Consider the following 19,022-nt stretch of genomic DNA (forward strand, 5'->3'; position numbering starts at 1 on the left):
TTGCACTGCACCTTAGAAGTCGGGAAGGTCACTTGCCAAGGGTTACGAGCGGACTGAAACGAACGTGATCCGAGCGAAATATCTTGTAAACATCGGTCGGATCGAGCAGCGTCCGGACGGCGCTAGGGTTTTCCGGTGCACATCGACGACTGGCTGCAGGCGATCCCCGCGGGCTGGCTCTACGCCACCGTCGCCCTCGTCATCGGGCTGGAGAGCCTCGGCATCCCGCTGCCCGGCGAGATCGTTCTGGTCAGCAGCGCCATCCTGGCCGCCAAGGGCATCGTGCACCCCGCGTGGGTGGCGGCCTGCGCCGGCGCGGGCGCCATCGTCGGCGACTCGGCCGGCTACACCATCGGCCGCAAGGGCGGCTCCGCGCTGTTCGCCCGGCTCGGCCGCCGCTTCCCCAAGCACTTCGGGCCCCGCCACATCACCAGGGCCGAGCACTACTTCACCCGCTTCGGCATGTGGGCGGTGTTCTTCGGGCGGTTCGTGGCCCTGCTCCGCATCCTGGCCGGGCCGCTCGCGGGGGCGCTGCGCATGCCGTACTGGCGCTTCGCGGTCGCCAACGTGCTCGGCGGCGTCGTGTGGGCGGCCGGCACCACCGCGGTCATCTACTACCTCGGGCTGGTGGCCGAGAAGTGGCTCAAGGGCTTCTCCTGGGCCGGGCTCGCCGCGGCCGTGCTGTTCGGCGTGGCCACCACGCTCTATCTGCGCCGCCGCGCCGCCTCAGCGCTCGATGAGGGTGACCTCTAGGGAGTAGTGGGAGGCCCGGTAGACATGCGAGCCGTGCTCGACCGCCCGGCCCTGGTCGTCGTAGGTGGTGCGGACCATCGTCAGCAGCGGCGCGCCCCTGCGCTCCTTCAGCAGCCGCGCCTCGGCCTGCCCCGCCGCCCGCGCGCCGATGCGCTGGTTGGCCACCCGCATCCGCACGCCCGCGCCGCGCAGCAGCTCGTACAGGCCGCGGCTCTCCAGGTCGGCCGCGCTGAGCTGGGCCAGGCCCAGCGGCAGCCAGTTGTGCAGCACCGCCAGCGGCTCGCCCGCCGCGAAGCGCAGCCGCTCGAGGTAGAGGATCTGTGAGCCGGGCTCGACGCCCAGGATGGCGGCGATGTCCTCCTCCACCGGGCGCGGCTCCAGCGCGAGCACCTGCGTGGCCGGCTCCTGGCCCGCCCTGCGCAGGTCGTCGTAGAGGCTGGTCAGCTCGACCGAGCGCTTGACCTGGCCGTGCACCACCTGCGTGCCGACGCCGCGCTTGCGCACCAGCAGGCCCTTGTCCACCAGATATTGGATGGCCTGGCGGATCGTCGGCCGCGACAGGCCGAGCTTGTCGGCCAGCAGGATCTCGTTGTCCAGCCGCGAGCCCGGCGCGAGGTCGCCTCGCCGGATCGCCTCGGCGATCTGCTCGGCCACCTGGAAGTAGAGCGGCACGGGGCTTGACCGATCGAGGTCGATGGCCAGATTGGCGGTCATGCTGATCAGCTTAACGCAGGTCAGAATGTCCTGACAAATGTGTCAAGCTGGCGTCGTAACCGGTTCAGGCCCTCAGCGGCGGCGCCAGCTCCGTCAGCGAGGTGATGCGCGGGAACTCCTCGGGGCCGGGCTCCGCGCCCGTACGATCCAGCCAGTCCGATCGCGCGCACCTTCGCCTCCTGCACGCGCTGCACGCCGTTGGTCAGCACCCCCAGCGCGAACCCGGCCAGCCCCGCCACCGCCTGCGCCACGTCGGGAAAGGCCACCCAGGAGCGCCGGTAGCGGGCGGCGTACTCCTCGTAGGCGGCGTCGAGGTCGGCCAGGGCAGGCATGGCCAAGCCGCCCAGGCGGCGATGCCCGCGCTCGCCGCGCCGCGATGGTCCAGCAGCGTCTCGTCGAGGTCGAACAGCACGCCTTTGACGTCCAGCGGGCTCACGAGGCGGCGCCGGCGACGATCCTGGCCGCCGTCTCGCGCGGCGGATAACCCAGCGTCAGGCCCCGCACCGACAGCGCCGCCTGCGCGAACAGCGTCTCGGCCGGCTCGCTCAGCACGTACGACAGCGCCGGCGACACCGTGCGATGCGCCTCCAGCGCCTCCGCCTCACGGTCGGCCAGCGGCTTCGGCAGCGCCTCCCGGTAGTCCGCGATCAGCGCGTCGAGGTCGAACAGCTGCCCGTAACGCTCCGACGTGCCCGCCACCACCCGCACCAGGTCGTCCTCCGCCCGCGCCTGGTAGACCAGGTTCGTGCCGCCGCTCTTGGCGAACCAGCGCATCGCCTCGTCCACCGGCAGCGTGAACGCGCCGTACGGCTTGCGCCCGTACAGCAGGGCCTCGGCGATCCACCGGTCACACCACAGCTCGTCGCGGTACGGCGACGGCGCCGCGGGATCGACGGCCAGGCCCTGTGCCAGCACCGGGTTCCATGCCGATACCATCGGGCTGCTGAAGCGCGGCATCCGCGGGCCACGCCAGTGGCTCAGCGGATAGCCGTACCACACGGTCACGACTTCCATCTGGCGCTTGGGCAGCTGGCGCTCGTAGGTGCCGTTCATGATCTGGCCGCCGTCGGGGTGACGCCACGGGCCCGGCGGTATGTCCGTGTCTGTGGGGACCGGGGGAGTCCGGTAGTCGGGATGGAGCATCCACGCGTCCGCCACAGTCACTGCCTTTCGGATCGGCGTATGCATAACGTGTCAGGCCACTAGAGTGGCCATCGTGCATCAACCGTCACACTGTTGCAACAGACCTGGTGTAAACGCTGATTTTTGTCATCGGTGGCTGTGACAGACGTATGCAGTTGAGCGTTGTCGCGGCCCGGCTTTCCTCGTTGCGCGCCGGTGCCGGGCTGTCGATGAAGTCCGCCGCCGACGCGGCCGGGCTCAACACCTCCACCATCTTCCGCATCGAGCACGGGCTCGTCGCGCCCCGCGAGGGCACCGTGCGCACGCTGCTGCAGCTGTACGGCGAGGGCGAGCACGTCGCCCGCGTGCTGTCGCTGCTGCGCGAGGAGCGGGTGCCCGGCTGGTACGACGCCCCCGGCGTGCCCCTGGCGCTGTCGGCGTTCCTGGAGCTGGAGGACCGGGCGCAGATCATCTACACCTACTGCCCCCACCAGATCCCGCCGCTGCTGCAGACCCCCGCCTACGCGCTGTCGGCCGCCCTGGCCGGGCTGCTGCCGGGCGCCGCCTACGAGCGGGCCGCCGCCATGGCCTCGCTGATCACCGTCCGGCAGCAGGTGCTCGACCGGCAGGAGGGGCCGCGCCTTTGGGCGGTGCTCGACCGTACGGCGCTGCTCGACCCGCCGCTCAGCCGGGCCGAGGACCGGCTCGCCCAGCTCGACGCCCTCACCGCGGCCACCAAGCAGCAGCACATCGCGCTGCAGGTCGCCCGGCCCGTCGCCGAGAGCGGCTACCTCTACCAGGGGCCGCCGTTCACCCTGCTCCGCTTCGCCGACCCCGCGAGCCCCGACACGCTGGTGCTCCACCTGCTGCACGCGCCGGTCGTCATCGAGGACCGGCGGCGCGTCGAGGAACACCAGCAGGCCTTCGCCCGCCTGTCCCTGTCGGCGTTGCCCGTCGACTCCACCGCCGACGTCCTCGACGAGATCAGAAACTCCACGACCTGACCATCGCCACCCGTCACGGGCGTGCGGGGGACAGGCCGTGGCGGCCGGTCACCGGTGGCGGCGGTAGGTGCCGGCGTGCTGGACGTGGTCGATCATGATGCGTTCGGCCGTCTCGCCGTCGCCGGCCTCCAGGGCGGCCAGGATGCCTTCGTGGGCGTCCAGCTGGGCCCTGACCTGGGTCTCGTCCAGCCATAGCGACGCCTCGGCGGGGACGGGGAAGCTGTTGCGGACCGATCTCGCGTGCCCGCCCAGGAAGGCGGGGCCGCCGATGTCGACGATGCGCAGGTGGAAGGTCCTGCTCTGCTCGCCGAGCCGGTCGTTGCGGCCCTCGGCGGCGTCGCGCGCCATCGCGGCGTGCAGCTCCCTGAGCCCGGCCAGCTCCTCGGGGGTGATCCTGGACGCCGCCAGCCGCGCCCCCAGCCCCTCGACGACGGCGCGCAGCCCGTAGTACTCGGCCAGCGCCTCGTCACCCAGGTCGATCACGGTCGCGCCGTGGTGCGCCTCGTAGCTGATCAGCCGGTCCTTCTCCAGCCGGCGCAGCGCCTCGCGCACCGGCGTGACCGACACCCCCAGCCGCTTGGCCACCTCCCCGGCCCTGACCGCGGTCCCTCCCGGGATCCGTGCCGACCGGATCTCCTCCAGAAGCACGGCGTAGACGTAGTCGGCCTTGCTCATGGGCGGCCGCGGCTCGGTGGCTGACATGTCCTTAAGTGTCCCGCAAAATGGTCACATGGTTGACCTATGACATATTTCTTATAAGTTACATACCCATGACGAGCCTCGACGACCTGCGGGTCATCGACGCGGCGACCCTGTTCGCCGGTCCCTCCGCCGCCATGATGCTGGGCGACTTCGGCGCCGACGTGATCAAGATCGAGCACCCGAGGCGGGGCGACCCCTCGCGCGGGCACGGAGCCTCGGTCGACGGGGTGGGCCTGTGGTGGAAGACCCTCTCGCGCAACAAGCGCACCGCCGCCGTCGATCTGTCGCGCCCCGAGGGGCAGGAGATCCTGCGCCGCCTCGCAGAACGTTCCGACGTGCTGATCGAGAACTTCCGTCCCGGCACCCTGGAACGCTGGAACCTCTCTCCCGACGACCTGCTGGAACTCAACCCCCGGCTCATCGTCGCCAGGATGACCGGGTTCGGGCAGTTCGGGCCGATGTCGGGACGGCCGGGCTTCGGCACCCTCGCCGAAGCCATGAGCGGCTTCGCCGCCATGACCGGCCAGCCCGACGGGCCGCCCACCCTGCCGCCGCTCGCCCTCGCCGACGGCATCGCCGGCCTCGCCATGTCGTACGCGATCATGGTCGCCCTGCACGCCCGCGAGCGCACCGGGCGCGGCCAGGTCATCGACATGGCCATCATCGAGCCGATCCTGGGCCTGCTCGGGCCGCAGATGAGCGCGTACAAGGCGCTCGGGGCCGTGCCGCAGCGCACCGGCAACCGCTCCAGCAGCAACGCCCCCCGCAACACCTACCGCACCCGCGACGGACGCTGGCTCGCCATCTCCACCAGCGCCCAGCCCATCGCCGAGCGGGTCGTCACCCTCGTCGGCCGGCCCGACCTGGTCGAGCAGCCGTGGTTCGCCAGCGGGCACGGCCGGGTGCAGCACGTGGACGAGCTGGACGAGGCCGTCGCCTCCTGGATCGCCGAACGCGACGCCGACGAGGTCATCGCCGCCTTCGAGCAGGCGCAGGCCGCCGTCGCGCCCATCTACGACGTCACCGACCTCGCCGAGGACCCCCAGTACGCCGCGCTCGGCACGTTCGTCGAGGTGCCCGACGAGGAGCTGGGCTCGCTCACCATGCAGAACGTGCTGTTCCGCCTGTCGGACACCCCAGGCGGGATCCGCTGGCCGGGCCGCCCGCTCGGCCGCGACACCGACGAGGTGCTCGGCGAGATCGACTACCCCGAAGAGCGCATCGCGCGGCTGCGCGAGGAAGGGGTGATCGCGTGAGCGCCTCCGAGCGCCCGCCGGTGACCTGGCTGTACGTGCCGGGCGACCGGCCCGAGCGGTTCGCCAAGGCCGTCGCGTCCGGCGCGGACGTCGTCATCATCGACCTCGAGGACGCGGTGGCCCCCGTTCGCAAGGACGAGGCCAGGGCCAACGCCGTCGCCTACCTGAGCGCCCGCCCCGACGGCGGCGTGCTGCACGTGCGGGTGAACGACCCCGCCGGCGAGCGCGGGCGCGACGACCTGGCCGCCGTCGCCGGCCTGGCCGACGCCGTGCGGCTGCCCAAGGTCGAGTCGGCCGCCGTCCTCGACACGCTGACAGGCGTGCCCGCGTACGCGCTGCTGGAGTCGGCGGCCGGCATCGTCAACGCCCGCGAGATCGCCGCGCACCCGCACGTGGCCGGAGTGGCGCTCGGCGAGCAGGACCTCGCCGCCGAGCTGGGCATCACCAACCAGCAGGCCATGAACCACCTGCGCCTGCAGGTCGTCCTCGCCGCCGCCGCGGCCGGGCTGCCCCCGGTGCCCATGTCCGTCTACCCCGACGTCAAGGACGAGGACGGGCTGCTCGCCTCCTGCCGGGCCGGCCGCGCGATCGGCCTGTTCGGCAGGACCGCCATCCACCCCCGCCAGATCCCCGCCATCAGGCGCGCCTTCCGTCCTGGCGAGGAGGAGACGGCCAGGGCCGTCGAGATCGTCGCCGCCGCCGAGCAGGCCGAACGGGACGGCGCCGGCGCGGTCGCCCTCCCCGACGGCCGCTTCGTGGACGCCCCCATCGTCACCAGAGCCCGCCGCACCCTCGCACTCGCCCGCCACCTCGCCGACCCGCACTCGCAGGACTCGCACTCGCAGGACTCGCACTCGCAGGACTCGCACTCGCAGGGCCCGCCCCCGGCGAGTGCGCCGCCCGGCGCCTGACCCCGCCGGGCACCTGACCGTCGGCGAAGGCTCGCCGAACACCCCCAGCCCCACCCCATTGGAGGACTTTCGCCGTGGGTATCGCCATCTGGGCGCTCGTCGCCTACATCGTCATCATCGTCGTCTGGAACGGCGTGCTGAAACGCAACATCGGTGAGGCGATGCTCATCGGGTTCGCCGGCGTGTGCCTCTTCGGCGGGGCCCGCTTCTTCGAGCTGGCCTGGGCGGGCATCGCCGACGCCATGGCCGAGGAGGTCGTCTTCGCCGCCCTGGCCTTCGTCTTCATGGGGTACCTGCTGACCAGGCTGGGCCTCATCCAGGAGCAGGTCACGGTGCTCAACTCGGTGTTCGGCCGGCTGCGCGGCGGCGCGGGATACGTCTCGACGTCGGCCGCCGCGCTGCTGGGCGGCCCTTCCGGGTCCGGCTCGGGCATCTCGGCCTCGGTCGGCTCGGTCACCATCCCCTGGATGATCCGCTCGAACTGGCGGCCCGACCTGGCCGCCTCGCTCGTCGCCGGCAACGCCGGGCTCGGCATCTCGATCCCGCCGAGCTCGTCGATGTTCCTGCTGCTCGGCTCGGCCGCCGTGGCGCCGGTGCTGACCGCCGACCAGCTGTTCGTGCCCGCCCTGGTGGGCGGCCTGTGGACGGTCGCGCACCGGTTCGTGGTGGTCTTCCTGTGGGTGCGCAGGCACCGCATCGCCGCCACCGACGCCGCCGACATCGTGCCGCTGCGGGCCGCGCTGCGCGCGGGATGGACCTCGCTGCTGGTCTACGCCGGCATCGCCATCCCCGTGCTGATGACGCTGGAGTTCGGCAAGGCGCTCATGGAGTCGCGGGTCGGCGAGGCGGCCGGCGACATCAGCATCGTCGTGTGGATCCCGGTGCTGACCGTGCTGGCCACGTTCGCCGTCGCCTGGCGGCGGCTGCCGCGCACCGCGAGCGCCTGGAACGACCTGCTCGGCGAGATGGCGCCCCGCTACGCCGTCATCGGCGCCACCCTGTTCTTCGCCTTCGCCGCCGCCGCCAGCCTCGGCGAGCTGGGCCTGGTCGAGCAGCTCACCACGGTCATGCAGAGCGTGCAGGCGCCCGCCGTCGTCATCGCCACCATCGTCGGCCTGCTGCTCGTCGTCATCGCCGCGCCGCTGACCGGCACCGCCACGATCGCCGCCGTCGGCGGGGTCGCCTTCAGCGCGCTCACCGCGGCAGGAGTCTCGCCCGCCGCCGCGGCCACCGCCATCCTCATCTTCGCCTCGACCGAGGGCGCGTCCCCGCCGGGCGCGGCCCCCATCTACATCGCCAGCGGCATCGCCCAGGTGGACCCGGCCAGGACGTTCGGCCGGCTCATCCTGTGGTTCGTCATCCCGACCCTGGTCATCGGCGTGCTGGTCGCGACCGGCGTGCTGCCGATCTGAGAGGAGCCCCCCGTCATGAGACGTCTCACCATGGTGCTGTTCAAGATCGGCCTCGTGCTGTTCCTCGCGCTCGGCGTCGTCCTCGTGCTCGCCCAGGCCGCCGGCCTGATCGCGGGCAGCCCCGGGCTGGTGTCAGGGGCCGTCGCGGCGCTCGGCCTGCCCATGACCGTCGCGGCCGGGGTGACCGGCCTGCTCGGGTTCGTCATGTCGTACGTCTACCGCTGGAAGACCGGCGAGGACTGACCGCCACCCGCATGGACGGCGCTGACCTGGGTAGACGTGCCGCCGAGCAAGCGGGGGGAAAGCATGAGGACGCAGCAGACGAGGTCTCGCGGCAAGGACAGGGCCGTCACGCTCGCGCGGACGGCCGTCGCGTCCAAACCGGGGGTGAAGACCCGGGTCAGGAAGGCCGTGACCAGGCCCAAGACCGTCCTGATCGGCTCGGCGCTGCTGGCCGCGTTCCTGGCCGGACGGGCCTCACGCCGCCGCAGGCCGGGTCATCTCATCCCGATGTCCGGCGGCGCCGCCCCGGTATGAGGCACGACGCCAGCCACGCCAGCGTGCCGGCCGTCTGGCCGGTGACGTAGTACAGCCGCGGCGGCACGTACGGCAGCACGGCCGAGTGCCGCTCGTTGAGCAGCGCGATGAGCTGGCGCGGCGGCAGGTTCACGTAGCGCGGCACGCTCTCGTACCAGCGGGCGCTGCGCCTGGCCGCCCGCTGCGAGACGCGGATCGCCGCGCGGCGCTCGCGCTCGTAGCGGGCCAGCGCGGCGTCCAGGTCGGTCGCCGAGTGCAGCGCCTCCACCAGGTAGGCGGCGTCGCCCAGCGCCAGCGCCGTGCCCGCGCCGATCGAGAAGTGCGTGGTGTGCGCGGCGTCGCCGAGCAGCACCACGTTGTCGCGGTACCACCTGCGGTTGGTCAGCGTGCGGAAGTTGAGCCAGCGCGCGCTGCCGCCCGCCTCGCTCCGGGCGATCAGCGGGTGGCCGTCAAGCACCTCGGCGAACAGCTTCTCCAGCAGGGCCAGCCCGTCGGCCTCGCCGGCCGTGTCGAAGCCCAGCCCGCGCCAGGTGTCGGGCGCGCACTCCACGATGAACGTGCTGTGCCCGGAGTCGTAGCCGTAGCCGTAGCCCCAGATCCAGCCGTGCGGCGTCTCGGTGAAGACGAAGGTGAAGGCGTCGAGCGCCTTGGTGGTGCCGAGCCACATGTACATGTTGCGGCCGACCGACACCTCGGTGCCGAAATGCTCGGCGTGCCGCTCGCGCAGCACGCTGTTGATCCCGTCGGCGGCCACCACCAGGTCGGCGTCGGCGAACTCCGTCTCCGGCGTGATCTCGTGCTCGTAGGCGATGTCCACGCCCAGGTCGCGGGCCCGCTCGGCGAGGATGTCGAGCATGCGCTGCCGTCCGACGCCGAAGCCCTCGTCGCCGTGCTCGACGGTGACGGTCGCGCGGTCCTGCACGTGCACGACCCAGCTGTCCCACCGCACCGACGACTCGCCGATCGCGCGGGCCGACTCGGGGTCGACCTCGTGCAGGTAGTCGAACAGCTCCTCCCAGTACGTCACCCCCCACCCGTAGGTGGCGCCGGCCGGGTAACGCTCGTAGACGGTGATCTCGTGGGACGGGTCCACGCGCTTCATCAGGATGGAGAAATACAGGCTGGCGGGTCCGCCGCCGACGCAGGCGACCTTCACAACGAGCTCCTCACCGTACTAAACGTCACCATTCAGGTGCAGAGAGTAGCAAGTGGTGGGCGGCTTATCGGGACGCCGCGCCGCTGAGCAGGCCGAACGCGTACCTTTCGGAACTCCTAGGTCGAGGCGCGGGCGAGCCGGCACACGTCGGCGGGGCGCAGCGCGTCCGTACGCCGCCACAGGGCCTCTTCGGCGCGGTCCTCCTGCCGCACGTGCCGGGGAAGCTCTGTTGAGACATCGTTGTCAGCCGCCGGTGAGCGGGCCTTCAGCCGTCGATGCGGTGCGGGCTCGCGCTGCTGCGATAGAGCAGGGACAGCGGCTCGGCGGGATCGGCCTGGGCGAGCCGGGTGGCGGTGCGGCCGACGAAGCGGGCCAGCGATCGCGCCAGATGCGGCTGGTCGAAGTAACCGAGCCGGTGCACGACCTCGCCGGCCGGCACGCCGTCCCTGATCAGCACCGCCGCGTGCCTGGCCCGGTCGATCTGCCGGACCGCGTTCCTGGTCAGGCCGGTGGCCGCGAGGAAGCGCCGCTGCAGCGTACGCTCCGACACCCACGACACAGGGCCGCCCCCCGAGGCCACCAGCGGGTCGCGGACCAGCACCTCCTCCTGCGCCAGCCGCCGCACGAACGCCTCGGCGTCGTCGTAACCGGGCAGGTGCCAGGACGACCCCTGCAGGTGGAACGAGCGCCGGGTGGCGCCGGGGAGCAGCAGATTGCCGTCGACCAGCCGCTCGAACGGCAGGTGTGGCATCGAGACGCCGAGCGCGAAGCTGATGCCGAAGAACGTGGCGTCCTCGGGCACCGGCGCCACGCTCGCCCGCGTCTCCGGCCCCTGGACGGCCACGTGCGTCTCGCCGCGCTCCTCCCAGAAGACCAGGTCAAAGCGCGCCGAGGCGACCGACATCATCTCCGTGACGTCGCTGCTGCGGCTGCGCCAGACCCGCTCCACGTACGGCGAGTCGGACTCCCTGCTCTCGATCTCCAGCCCCATGCCGTGTCACATCCGCAGTGCCGGGGGGAAGCCGGTCCAGCGCAGGTCCTGCGGCAGGTGGCTCATGTCGTTGAAGAACATCAGCGAAGGCGGCACCTCGGGCCGGTAGAGGATGACGGTGAGGGCGCAGTTGCCCTGGTTGAGCCCCATCCAGCGGGCCTCGGGCGCGCCGAGCGCGTGCCGGACGAACCAGGCGACGAGGAAGTTGTGCGTGATGATCAGCTCGTGCGTCTCGACGTCGGCAGGGCCGGCGTGCCGGGCGATCGCCGCGGCGGCCAGCGGCGGGCCCGAGGTCAGCTCGGCGTCGGTGAAGCCGTTGAGGAACGCCGCGTGCGCCGGCGGCAGCTCGTCGCGGGGCGGGGCGGCGGGGACGTAGTCGCCGTACAGGTCGGCCGTCCGCACCTGGGCGCCGGGCAGGTGACGGGCCACGATCTCGGCGGTACGCGCGGCACGGGGGAGCGGGCCGTGATGCACGGCGGTGATGGGATGTTCGGCCAGCCGCTTGCCGAGCAGCTCGGCCTGCTCGCACCCCGTCTCGCTCAGCTCGCCCTCGTCGATCGCCGCGCCATGCCGTGCCAGATAGAGATAGCGGTTCGCCACCCTTTGCCCCCTTCTTAGGTGAGAGTGAAGTGTGGCACACCAGGCCGTTTCCCGGCAGCGAACCTTCCCCTGACGGCCATGCGGGGGTGTCGTCATCGTCAGTGATCGCGGGGGCGGATGGTGGGCCGGGGCCAGGGGCATGTACGGTGCGTTGTCGAGATTTCACGCACAGGAGTCATCGTCATGCCTCACCAGGCACTACCCATGGCCTGCCACGCCGCGGCCATCGCCGCGGTCCTGCTGGCCGTCGCCACCGCGCCCGCCCTGCACGCCGGTCTCACCACCACCGACGACCCGGCGGCGCTGCGCGGGCCCGCGGGGCTCGAGGACCTGCCCGAGCTGGCGGAGCTGACCGTACGCCGGCTGCTGCTGGCCGACGCGGTCGCCGCCGCCGAATATGGCACCCCCACCACCAGCACTGCCGCCGACCTCACCACCGAGCACGAGCTGTTCGACGCCGTCACCGAGCACTCCGTCGAGATCGGCCTGCCCGCGCCCACCGGCGTGTGGTTCTTCCGCGCCCAGCTGGAGGCGGCCAACCTGGTGCGGCGCGGTCTGCACGCCCGCTGGCAGGCCGAGCCCGCGCTGCGTCCGCAGCCGCGCCCGGGGCTCGCGGGCGACCTGCGCTCACGGCTCGACCTGCTCACCCCGCGCCTGCTGCACCTGCTCAAGGACACCGAACCGGTACGCGGGGTGCCGCGCCGCTGCGCGCCCGCCCTCGCCGACGCCCGCCGCGCCGCCGAGACCCGTGCCCGCCTCGACCGCCTGCATCGCGAGGCCCTGGCCCTGGCGCTCGCGCCCGTCTGCGCCGCAGACTGACTCGACGGAACCCGCTCGTCCGCCCGGCCCCGTGAACCGGATCGGCCGCCCGCCCGACTGTGCAGGGTGACGGGAGGACGAGATGATCGATGAGCTGCTGGTCGTCCGCGCCCAGCTGGGTGAACGGGACGCGCTGGCCGAGCTCGTGTCCCGCTGGCGCACGCCGGTGTGGACGTACGTGCGCCGCATGCTGGACGCCGAGCGGGCCGACGACGTGAGCCAGGAGGTGTGGCTGGCCGTGGTCCGCGGCCTGCCCCGGCTGCGCGAGCCAGGCCGGTTCAAGCCCTGGCTGTTCACCATCGCCCGCAGGTCGGTGATGGACCGGCTGCGCGTCCAGTACGCCGACGAGCCGGCGCACCAGGGCGAGGAGCTCGCGGGCGACCCGGCCGACGCGGTGCTGGACCGGGCCGAGCTGACGGCCGCCCTGGCCCTGCTGCCACCGGCCGAGCGGGAGATCCTCGTCCTGCACTACCTGGAGGACCTGCGGGTCGAGGACTGCGCGCAGATCTGCGGCATCCCGGTGGGCACGGCCAAGTCCCGGCTGAACCGCGCCCGGCGGCTGATGCGCGAGCGCCTGGAGGAGAAGGGGTACCGGCCATGAGCGAGGAGAAGCCGCGCCTGTCGGCGCAGGAGCTTTTGGATCGGCTGGAGCCGGCGCTGTCGCCCCGCCGGCGCGTCCGCGCGGTGGCCACGCTGGTCGCGGGCGTGGCGGGTGCGCTGTTCGTGATCGGGCTGTGGGCGAGCGAGCCGGGGCCGCTGCCGGGGCGTACGCAGCTGGCGTTCGGGCTGTTCACCGCGTTCTGCCTGGGCTGGGCCTGCTACGGCGGGTGGCTGCTGACGCGGCGGGTGCCGCTGTTCGCGACCGACCGGGTGGTGGCCGGGTGGCTCGCGCTGGCGGCCTCGGCCGTGACGACGACGCTGCTGGTCGTGGTGGCCGTGCAGCGTGGTGAAGGGCTGGGGGTGGCGCTCGGGGCCGGCGGTCCCGTCGTCGCGGTGGCGCTCGCGCTGACGATCAGGGCGCACGCGCGACGGGCCGCCCTGCTGCGCCGCAGACGCGAACTGTCCGGCGACGAGCCCTGAGCCCGGGCGCGGGGCGGGAGCCGGGTTGCGGGCCCGCACCCCCGGGCCCGCACCCCCGGGCCCGGCGGCGCGGGGGTCTCGCCAAGACGGGAGGTTTATCGATAAAGTCACCTCCGACCGGCCCCCGAACGCGAGGAAGCTCACCCGATGAGTCCTGTCACCGTGCCCGCCATCATCAACCTCGACGTCCCAGGCCCCGTGATCAGCCGCCACCTGTACGGCCACTTCGCCGAGCACCTGGGCCGCTGCATCTACGACGGCTTCTACGTCGGCGAGGACAGCGACCTGCCCAACGAGGGCGGCATCCGCCTCGACGTCGTCGAGGCGCTGCGCGCCCTGAACATCCCCAACCTGCGCTGGCCAGGCGGCTGCTTCGCCGACGAGTACCACTGGATGGACGGCATCGGCCCCAAGGAGAGCCGCCCCGCCATGGTCAACACCCACTGGGGCAACGTCGAGGAGAACAACCACTTCGGCACCCACGAGTTCATGGCCCTGTGCGAGCTGCTCGGGGCGGAGCCGTACATCAGCGGCAACGTCGGCTCCGGCACGGTGCGGGAGATGAGCGACTGGGTGGAGTACCTCACCCGCGAGGGCGACTCGCCGATGGTGCGGCTGCGCAAGGCCAACGGGCGCGAGGAGCCGTGGCGGGTGCGCTTCTGGGGGCTGGGCAACGAGGCGTGGGGCTGCGGCGGCAACATGAAGGCCGAGCAGTACGCGGCCGAGGCCCGCCGCTTCGGCACCTACTGCCGCGACCACGGCGACAACAAGCTGTACCGCATCGCGGCCGGGGCGAACTCCGCCGACTACGCCTGGACCGAGACGCTGATGAAGCAGCTCGGCGAGCTGGGCTGCGCGTATCGGCCGGCGTCGTTCATGCAGGCGCTGTCGTTCCACTACTACACGATCCCCGGCACCTGGCAGGACAAGGGCTCGGCCACCGAGTTCGGCGTGGACGACCACTACCGCACGATGGCGCAGGCCGCCCGGGTGGACGAGCTGATCACCGGCCACTCCAACGTGATGGACTGCTACGACCCCGGCAAGAACGTGGGCCTGGTGCTGGACGAGTGGGGCACCTGGTGGAACGTGGAGCCGGGCACCAACCCCGGCTTCCTCTACCAGCAGAACTCGCTGCGCGACGCGCTCGTGGCCAGCCTGCACTTCGACGTCTTCCACCGGCACGCCGACCGCCTGGTCATGGCCAACATCGCGCAGACCGTGAACGTGCTGCAGGCCATGATCCTCACCGACCCCGACTCGGGTGCGCTGGTGCTGACGCCCACATACCACGTGTTCGAAATGAACAAGGGCCACCAGGACGCCGCCTCGCTGCGCGTCGACCTGCCCGACGGCCTGCCGGCCCGGCAGGTGGACGGGACGGAGCTGCGTACGGTGTCGCTGTCGGCCAGCAGGAAGAACGGGCAGGTGCTGATCTCGCTGTCCAACCTGGACGCCGGCGAGGCGGCCGACGTCGAGCTGGACCTGCGCGGCGGCGCGGTCGCCATCGCCCGCGCCCGCATCCTCACGGCCGGCGACCTGCGCACGCACAACACCCCCGACGCGCCCGAGGCGGTCGCGCCGCGCCCGCACGAGCAGGTCACGGCCACCCCGTCCGGGCTGCGCGTGCACCTGCCCGCCCACTCCTTCGTCACCGTGGAGGCGAGCCTGACCTGAGCGGCGGCGCTACCCTCGGCGGCATGGTGACGATGGACGACGTCGCCCGGCTGGCCGGGGTGTCGAAGATGACGGTCTCCAACGTGGTCAACAACCGGGGCGGGGTCAGCGAGCCGGTACGCCGCCGCGTCCGCGAGGCCATCGAGCGCTCCGGCTACCGGGTCAACGTCTCGGCCCGCACGCTCAGGTCGGGCCGTACCGGCGTGATCGGGCTGGCCGTGCCCGAGATCGACCGGCCCTACTTCGGGCGGCTTGCCTCCCACGTCATCGAGCGGGCGCGGCGGCGCGGCTTCCACGTCGCGATCGAGCAGACGGGCGCGGCGGCGGCCGGCGAGATCGACGCCATCGCCCACGCGCGGACGCTGCAGTTCGACGGGCTGATCCTCAGCGCGGTCGGGCTCGACGGCCGCGACCGCACCCCGCCCGAGGGCGACCACCCGATCGTGATGCTCGGCGAGCAGGACTTCGGCGGGCGCTTCGACCACATCGCCATGCCGAACGAGGAGGCCACCGCGGCGGCCACCGCCCACCTGCTCGACCGGGGCTGCCGCGCCGTCGCGCACGTCACCGGCCGCCTCGACTGGAACCTCAACATGGTGAACGCCCGGCACCGCGGCCACCTCGGCGCGCTCGCCGCCCGCGGCGTCGAGGCCGACCCCGCGCTGCACGTGGGTCTCGACGCGCTCACCATGGAGGCGGGCCGGGCGGCGGCGCACCGGCTGGCCGCCGCCGGGCGGCCCTTCGACGGCGTGCTGGCGGTGACCGACACCGTCGCTCTCGGCGTGCTGCGCGGGCTGGCCGACGTGGGGCTGCGGGTGCCCGACGACGTGCGGGTGGCCGGGTTCGACGACATCGCGGAGGCGGCGTACCTGGTGCCCGCGCTCACCACCGTGGCGCCCGACCACGCCTGGATGGCCGAGAAGGCGGTCGAGCTGGTCACCGAGCGCATCGCCGACCCTGGGCGGCCGACCGCCCGGTACGTGGCGCCGTACGCGCTGGTGATCCGCGAGTCCACCAGATAGGCGTATGTCCCGTTTCTCCCATAAATGCCAAAGGTGCCTTCTGAGCTGTTAGATTCGTGGGTCATTGATCATGGAGGGGCGCCCGACGTTAGGAGAGACGTGCTCAGAAAGACCTCCCTGCTCGCCACCGCGCTCGTGATGATGGGAACGGTGCTGACCGCTCCCATCGCCGCCGCGACCGTGACAGGCAAGGACGTCACGAACGCGGTCGGCAAGCGCGGGGTGACCTGGCGGCCGTGCAAGGAAGAGCCGAGCGTCGAGTGCGCCACGCTGAAGGTGCCGGTCGACTGGTCCAAGCCGAACGGGCCGACCATCGGCCTCGCGCTGGCCAGGCGCAAGGCCGAGGACTCCGCCGCGCGCATCGGCTCGCTGCTGACCAACCCCGGCGGGCCCGGCAACTCCGGCGTCGACGGCATCCTGCGCCCCACCGGATTCAGCGAGGAGATCCAGCGGCGCTTCGACATCGTGGGCTACGACCCGCGCGGCGTCGCCCGCAGCGGCTCGGTCACCTGCTCGGCCTCGGTCTACAACCAGATGCCCTACCCGGTGATGAAGAGCCAGGCCGACTTCGACAAGTGGGTCGCCTTCGACAAGAAGCTGCGCGCCGACTGCCGCAAGCGCACGGGCCCGGTCTACGACCACCTCGACTCGAAGAACGTCGCCCGCGACATGGACGCCATCCGCGCGGCCCTCGGCGACGAGAAGCTCACCTCGTACGGCGTCTCCTACGGCACGCTCGCCCAGCAGATGTACGCCGAGATGTTCCCGAACCGGATCAGGGCCATGGTGCTCGACAGCAACATGGACCACAGCCTGAACGCCAAGGCTTTCCAGGTCACCGAGGCGGACACCGTCCAGGACAGCTTCGAGGAGTTCATCGCCTGGTGCGAGCGTGACACCGGCTGCGCCCTGCACGGCCGCGACATCCGCGCGCTGTGGAAGAAGGTCGTGGCCAAGGCCGAGCGCGGCGAGCTGGTCTGGCCTGGCGGCGACGACAAGGTCAGCGCCCACAACCTGCTCTGGCTGGCCGTCATCATGAACGAGGCGCCGGACTGGCACCTGGAGGCCCAGGTGCTGCTCGCCCTGGACGGCGGGCCGGTGCCGGACGACATGCCGGGCCCGCCCGGCAACGGGCCGGTGAGCGGCAAATGGGCCGAGCTGCCCACCGCGATCCTGTGCGAGGACTGGAACCTGGGGCTGCGTGACTACAAGGAGTACGCCGCCGTGATGCGGGCCTCCAACGCCGTGGCGCCGGACGTCCGCTACAACCCGATGCCGATGGGCGACATGCCGATCTGCCAGGGCCACCCGGTCACCAACCCGCAGCACCGGCTGCGCTACAAGGGCAGCGCGCCGCTGCTGGTGGGCACGTCCAAGCACGACCCCGACACGCCGTACCGGTGGTCGGCCAACGTCGCCAGGCAGCTCGGCCCCAAGGCGACGCTGCTGACGTACGAGGGGTGGGGGCACGGCGTCTACGGCATGACCGAGTGCACTACCAAGGCCATGGACGGCTACCTCATCTCGCTGACCGTGCCGAAGCGGGGCACCACCTGCCCGGCCGAGGAGCCGGAGCCGAAGAGCTAGGCCGGTCGTCCGGCAGACGGGGCCGCGCGGTTCACCGCGCGGCCCCGTCTTTGGTGAGAGGGCCATTGACCGCCCCGATGTTAGCGATCACACTGAGGGCGCCGCCGATGTGAGCTCCTTTCCGGCGGCGCAGGAATGTTAGCGCTAACAGAAGCGTCGTACCCCCTCCCGAAGGAGACGCATGTACGCGACCCTGCCCCGCAGGACGGCCGTGGTGCTCACCGTGGCCTGCCTCCTGCTCGCCTGCCTGGCCGCCGTCGCCCCCAAGCGGGCCGCCGCCGCGCTCGACCCGTTCACCGGCTACCTGATGGCCCACTTCACCGGCGAGTCCGCCAACGGCGAGCAGATCTACCTCGCCCACAGCGACGACGGCCTGCACTGGACCGACCTCAACAACGGCCAGCTCGTCCTGCGCTCCACGATCGGCACGCGCGGCGTCCGCGACCCCTCGATCGTCCGCTCCCCGTCCGGCGACCGGTACTGGATCGTCGCCACCGACCTGCGCATCGCCAGCGGCACCTCATGGAACGACGCCGCCAACCGGGGCAGCACCTCCCTCGTCGTGTGGGAGTCGCGCGACCTGGTGAACTGGTCGGCCCCCTGGCTCATCAACGTCGCCGGCGCCATCCCCGGCGCGGGCAACGCCTGGGCACCCGAAGCCATCTACAACGCCGCGACCGGCGACTACGTGCTCTACTGGGCCACCAACTCGGCGCGCAACGGGGTGACGAAACACCGCATCTGGTATGTCCGTACGAGCGACTTCCGCTCCTTCACCACGCCCCAGCTCTACATCGAGCGCGGCGGCACCCAGGGACTCATCGACACCCAGATCATCGAGGTGCCCAACAGCGTCGGCGGCCACCGCTATTACCGCGCCTCCGCCGACGGCCACATCACCATCGAGGCGGCCGACTCGATCCTCGGCACCTGGACCACCCTCGGCAACCTGTCGCACATGGGCATCTCCAACGGCACCGGCGGCGGCACCGTCGTCGAAGGCCCCATGTGGGCGCGCTTCAACGAGCGCGACGAGTGGGCCCTCTGGCTCGACCAGTTCGCCACCGGGCGCGGCTACATGCCCATCACCTCCACCGACCTCGGCAGCACCCGCAACTTCCGCACCCGCTCCGACTACGCCATGGGCGGCAACCGCAAGCGGCACGGCTCCATACTCAACCTCACCGCCGCCGAGGAGAGCCGGGTGCTCGGCCGCTGGGGAAGCAGCGTGCCCGTCAGCCGCATCCAGTCCTACAACTTCCAGGACCGCCACATCCGGCACGCCGACTTCGACGTGCGCATCGACGCGAACGTCAGCCCCGCCCAGGACGCCCAGTTCCGCCTCGTGCCCGGACTGGCCGGCGGGTCCGGCACCGTGTCGTTCGCCTCGGTCAACTACCCCGGCTACTACCTGCGGCACTACGGGTTCGACCTGACCCTGGCCGCCGACGACGGCACCGGCACCTTCGCCTCCGACGCCACCTTCCGGCCCGTGGCGGGGCTCGCCGACGCGTCGTGGACGTCTTACCAGTCGGTCAACTACCCCGACCGCTACCTGCGCCACTACGACTACCTGCTCCGCCTCGACCCGATCACCGACGCACAGGGCCGCGCCGACGCCACCTGGCGCCGCGTCTCGGGCTGAGCCTCCGGGGTAGGGGGCGGGTGAGAAGGGACGT

General features: G+C 72.0%; 21 protein-coding genes. 14 read left to right on the top strand and 7 right to left on the bottom strand.

Going from position 1 to position 19,022, the window contains the following annotated elements:
• The first annotated feature begins 135 nt into the window (after window positions 1-135).
• A complete protein-coding gene (locus tag AB0K28_RS35155) occupies window positions 136-753 on the top strand; it encodes a DedA family protein (RefSeq protein WP_345385802.1) in 618 nt (205 codons plus the stop codon).
• On the opposite strand, the gene AB0K28_RS35160 is transcribed toward AB0K28_RS35155, so the two are convergent.
• The 3 genes from AB0K28_RS35160 to AB0K28_RS35170 form a co-directional block, all read right to left on the bottom strand.
• Complete coding sequence (locus AB0K28_RS35160; protein ID WP_364378367.1) at window positions 727-1,467, bottom strand: GntR family transcriptional regulator; 741 nt, start codon at window positions 1,465-1,467, stop codon at window positions 727-729. The two genes, AB0K28_RS35155 and AB0K28_RS35160, sit on opposite strands and share 27 nt — an antisense overlap.
• Before the next feature lie 20 nt (window positions 1,468-1,487).
• On the bottom strand, window positions 1,488-1,805 hold the full coding sequence (locus AB0K28_RS35165; protein ID WP_364378369.1) for a hypothetical protein: 318 nt from the start codon (window positions 1,803-1,805) through the stop codon (window positions 1,488-1,490).
• 94 nt (window positions 1,806-1,899) lie between these two features.
• Entirely contained in the window at window positions 1,900-2,520 is a 621-nt protein-coding gene (locus AB0K28_RS35170; RefSeq protein ID WP_364378370.1) for a hypothetical protein, read from the bottom strand.
• Between the two features lie 245 nt (window positions 2,521-2,765).
• Here AB0K28_RS35170 and AB0K28_RS35175 point away from each other — a divergent pair, with 245 nt between their 5' ends.
• Window positions 2,766-3,593: a Scr1 family TA system antitoxin-like transcriptional regulator gene (locus AB0K28_RS35175; RefSeq protein WP_364378371.1), complete on the top strand. Its 828-nt coding sequence runs from the start codon at window positions 2,766-2,768 to the stop codon at window positions 3,591-3,593.
• 48 nt (window positions 3,594-3,641) lie between these two features.
• Here AB0K28_RS35175 and AB0K28_RS35180 read toward each other — a convergent pair whose 3' ends face one another.
• The gene (locus tag AB0K28_RS35180; protein ID WP_364378373.1) at window positions 3,642-4,295 is read right to left on the bottom strand and encodes a GntR family transcriptional regulator; all 654 of its coding nucleotides are present in this window, start codon (window positions 4,293-4,295) and stop codon (window positions 3,642-3,644) included.
• Between the two features lie 68 nt (window positions 4,296-4,363).
• Between AB0K28_RS35180 and AB0K28_RS35185 the strand changes: the two genes are divergently transcribed.
• The 5 genes from AB0K28_RS35185 (at window position 4,364) to AB0K28_RS35205 (ending at window position 8,411) form a co-directional block, all read left to right on the top strand.
• A complete protein-coding gene (locus AB0K28_RS35185; protein ID WP_364378375.1) occupies window positions 4,364-5,551 on the top strand; it encodes a CoA transferase in 1,188 nt (395 codons plus the stop codon).
• Window positions 5,548-6,462, top strand: a complete 915-nt coding sequence (locus tag AB0K28_RS35190; RefSeq protein ID WP_364378377.1) for a CoA ester lyase — start codon at window positions 5,548-5,550, stop codon at window positions 6,460-6,462. Before AB0K28_RS35185 ends, AB0K28_RS35190 begins: the two co-directional genes overlap by 4 nt.
• A 74-nt stretch (window positions 6,463-6,536) precedes the next feature.
• Window positions 6,537-7,874 carry a TRAP transporter large permease subunit gene (locus tag AB0K28_RS35195; RefSeq protein WP_364378379.1) on the top strand — a complete coding sequence of 446 codons (1,338 nt, stop codon included), beginning with the start codon at window positions 6,537-6,539 and terminating at the stop codon, window positions 7,872-7,874.
• A 15-nt stretch (window positions 7,875-7,889) separates the two neighbouring features.
• A complete protein-coding gene (locus AB0K28_RS35200; RefSeq protein ID WP_345385781.1) occupies window positions 7,890-8,117 on the top strand; it encodes a hypothetical protein in 228 nt (75 codons plus the stop codon).
• 63 nt (window positions 8,118-8,180) lie between these two features.
• Window positions 8,181-8,411, top strand: a complete 231-nt coding sequence (locus AB0K28_RS35205; RefSeq protein WP_345385779.1) for a hypothetical protein — start codon at window positions 8,181-8,183, stop codon at window positions 8,409-8,411.
• Here AB0K28_RS35205 and AB0K28_RS35210 read toward each other — a convergent pair.
• From AB0K28_RS35210 to AB0K28_RS35220, 3 genes are all read right to left on the bottom strand, one after another.
• Complete coding sequence (locus AB0K28_RS35210) at window positions 8,377-9,567, bottom strand: FAD-dependent monooxygenase (protein ID WP_364378382.1); 1,191 nt, start codon at window positions 9,565-9,567, stop codon at window positions 8,377-8,379. The two genes, AB0K28_RS35205 and AB0K28_RS35210, sit on opposite strands and share 35 nt — an antisense overlap.
• Before the next feature lie 265 nt (window positions 9,568-9,832).
• Window positions 9,833-10,558: a helix-turn-helix domain-containing protein gene (locus AB0K28_RS35215; RefSeq protein WP_364378384.1), complete on the bottom strand. Its 726-nt coding sequence runs from the start codon at window positions 10,556-10,558 to the stop codon at window positions 9,833-9,835.
• A gap of 6 nt (window positions 10,559-10,564) precedes the next feature.
• Window positions 10,565-11,158, bottom strand: coding sequence for a histidine phosphatase family protein (locus AB0K28_RS35220; protein WP_364378386.1), 594 nt, complete (start codon window positions 11,156-11,158; stop codon window positions 10,565-10,567).
• A 183-nt stretch (window positions 11,159-11,341) separates the two neighbouring features.
• Between AB0K28_RS35220 and AB0K28_RS35225 the strand changes: the two genes are divergently transcribed.
• The 7 genes from AB0K28_RS35225 (at window position 11,342) to AB0K28_RS35255 (ending at window position 18,988) form a co-directional block, all read left to right on the top strand.
• Complete coding sequence (locus AB0K28_RS35225) at window positions 11,342-11,977, top strand: hypothetical protein (RefSeq protein WP_364378388.1); 636 nt, start codon at window positions 11,342-11,344, stop codon at window positions 11,975-11,977.
• A gap of 82 nt (window positions 11,978-12,059) precedes the next feature.
• Window positions 12,060-12,578 (top strand): RNA polymerase sigma factor, encoded by a 519-nt coding sequence (locus AB0K28_RS35230; protein ID WP_364378390.1) that lies wholly within the window; start codon window positions 12,060-12,062, stop codon window positions 12,576-12,578.
• Window positions 12,575-13,057, top strand: a complete 483-nt coding sequence (locus AB0K28_RS35235) for a hypothetical protein (protein ID WP_345385767.1) — start codon at window positions 12,575-12,577, stop codon at window positions 13,055-13,057. The genes AB0K28_RS35230 and AB0K28_RS35235 overlap by 4 nt, the downstream gene beginning before the upstream one ends.
• 147 nt (window positions 13,058-13,204) lie before the next feature.
• A complete protein-coding gene (locus AB0K28_RS35240) occupies window positions 13,205-14,734 on the top strand; it encodes an alpha-L-arabinofuranosidase C-terminal domain-containing protein (protein ID WP_364378394.1) in 1,530 nt (509 codons plus the stop codon).
• Between the two features lie 23 nt (window positions 14,735-14,757).
• Complete coding sequence (locus AB0K28_RS35245) at window positions 14,758-15,756, top strand: LacI family DNA-binding transcriptional regulator (protein WP_345385761.1); 999 nt, start codon at window positions 14,758-14,760, stop codon at window positions 15,754-15,756.
• A 99-nt stretch (window positions 15,757-15,855) separates the two neighbouring features.
• Window positions 15,856-17,343, top strand: coding sequence for an alpha/beta fold hydrolase (locus tag AB0K28_RS35250; protein ID WP_364378398.1), 1,488 nt, complete (start codon window positions 15,856-15,858; stop codon window positions 17,341-17,343).
• Window positions 17,344-17,524: 181 nt separating this feature from the next.
• Window positions 17,525-18,988 carry a glycoside hydrolase family 43 protein gene (locus AB0K28_RS35255; RefSeq protein ID WP_364378401.1) on the top strand — a complete coding sequence of 488 codons (1,464 nt, stop codon included), beginning with the start codon at window positions 17,525-17,527 and terminating at the stop codon, window positions 18,986-18,988.
• Window positions 18,989-19,022: the final 34 nt, after the last annotated feature.

Origin of the sequence: Nonomuraea sp. NPDC049504 (assembly GCF_040676845.1) — a bacterium.
GTDB lineage: Bacteria > Actinomycetota > Actinomycetes > Streptosporangiales > Streptosporangiaceae > Nonomuraea > Nonomuraea salmonea.

Excerpts from the sequence above, each read along its gene's own strand:
- AB0K28_RS35160 (WP_364378367.1), bottom strand. The coding sequence starts at position 1,467 with ATGACCGCCAATCTGGCCATCGACCTCGATCGGTCAAGCCCCGTGCCG.
- AB0K28_RS35170 (WP_364378370.1), bottom strand. The coding sequence starts at position 2,520 with ATGAACGGCACCTACGAGCGCCAGCTGCCCAAGCGCCAGATGGAAGTC.
- AB0K28_RS35180 (WP_364378373.1), bottom strand. The coding sequence starts at position 4,295 with ATGTCAGCCACCGAGCCGCGGCCGCCCATGAGCAAGGCCGACTACGTC.
- AB0K28_RS35185 (WP_364378375.1), top strand. The coding sequence starts at position 4,364 with ATGACGAGCCTCGACGACCTGCGGGTCATCGACGCGGCGACCCTGTTC.
- AB0K28_RS35200 (WP_345385781.1), top strand. The coding sequence starts at position 7,890 with ATGAGACGTCTCACCATGGTGCTGTTCAAGATCGGCCTCGTGCTGTTC.
- AB0K28_RS35205 (WP_345385779.1), top strand. The coding sequence starts at position 8,181 with ATGAGGACGCAGCAGACGAGGTCTCGCGGCAAGGACAGGGCCGTCACG.
- AB0K28_RS35215 (WP_364378384.1), bottom strand. The coding sequence starts at position 10,558 with ATGGGGCTGGAGATCGAGAGCAGGGAGTCCGACTCGCCGTACGTGGAG.
- AB0K28_RS35225 (WP_364378388.1), top strand. The coding sequence starts at position 11,342 with ATGCCTCACCAGGCACTACCCATGGCCTGCCACGCCGCGGCCATCGCC.
- AB0K28_RS35230 (WP_364378390.1), top strand. The coding sequence starts at position 12,060 with ATGATCGATGAGCTGCTGGTCGTCCGCGCCCAGCTGGGTGAACGGGAC.
- AB0K28_RS35235 (WP_345385767.1), top strand. The coding sequence starts at position 12,575 with ATGAGCGAGGAGAAGCCGCGCCTGTCGGCGCAGGAGCTTTTGGATCGG.
- AB0K28_RS35240 (WP_364378394.1), top strand. The coding sequence starts at position 13,205 with ATGAGTCCTGTCACCGTGCCCGCCATCATCAACCTCGACGTCCCAGGC.
- AB0K28_RS35245 (WP_345385761.1), top strand. The coding sequence starts at position 14,758 with ATGGTGACGATGGACGACGTCGCCCGGCTGGCCGGGGTGTCGAAGATG.
- AB0K28_RS35255 (WP_364378401.1), top strand. The coding sequence starts at position 17,525 with ATGTACGCGACCCTGCCCCGCAGGACGGCCGTGGTGCTCACCGTGGCC.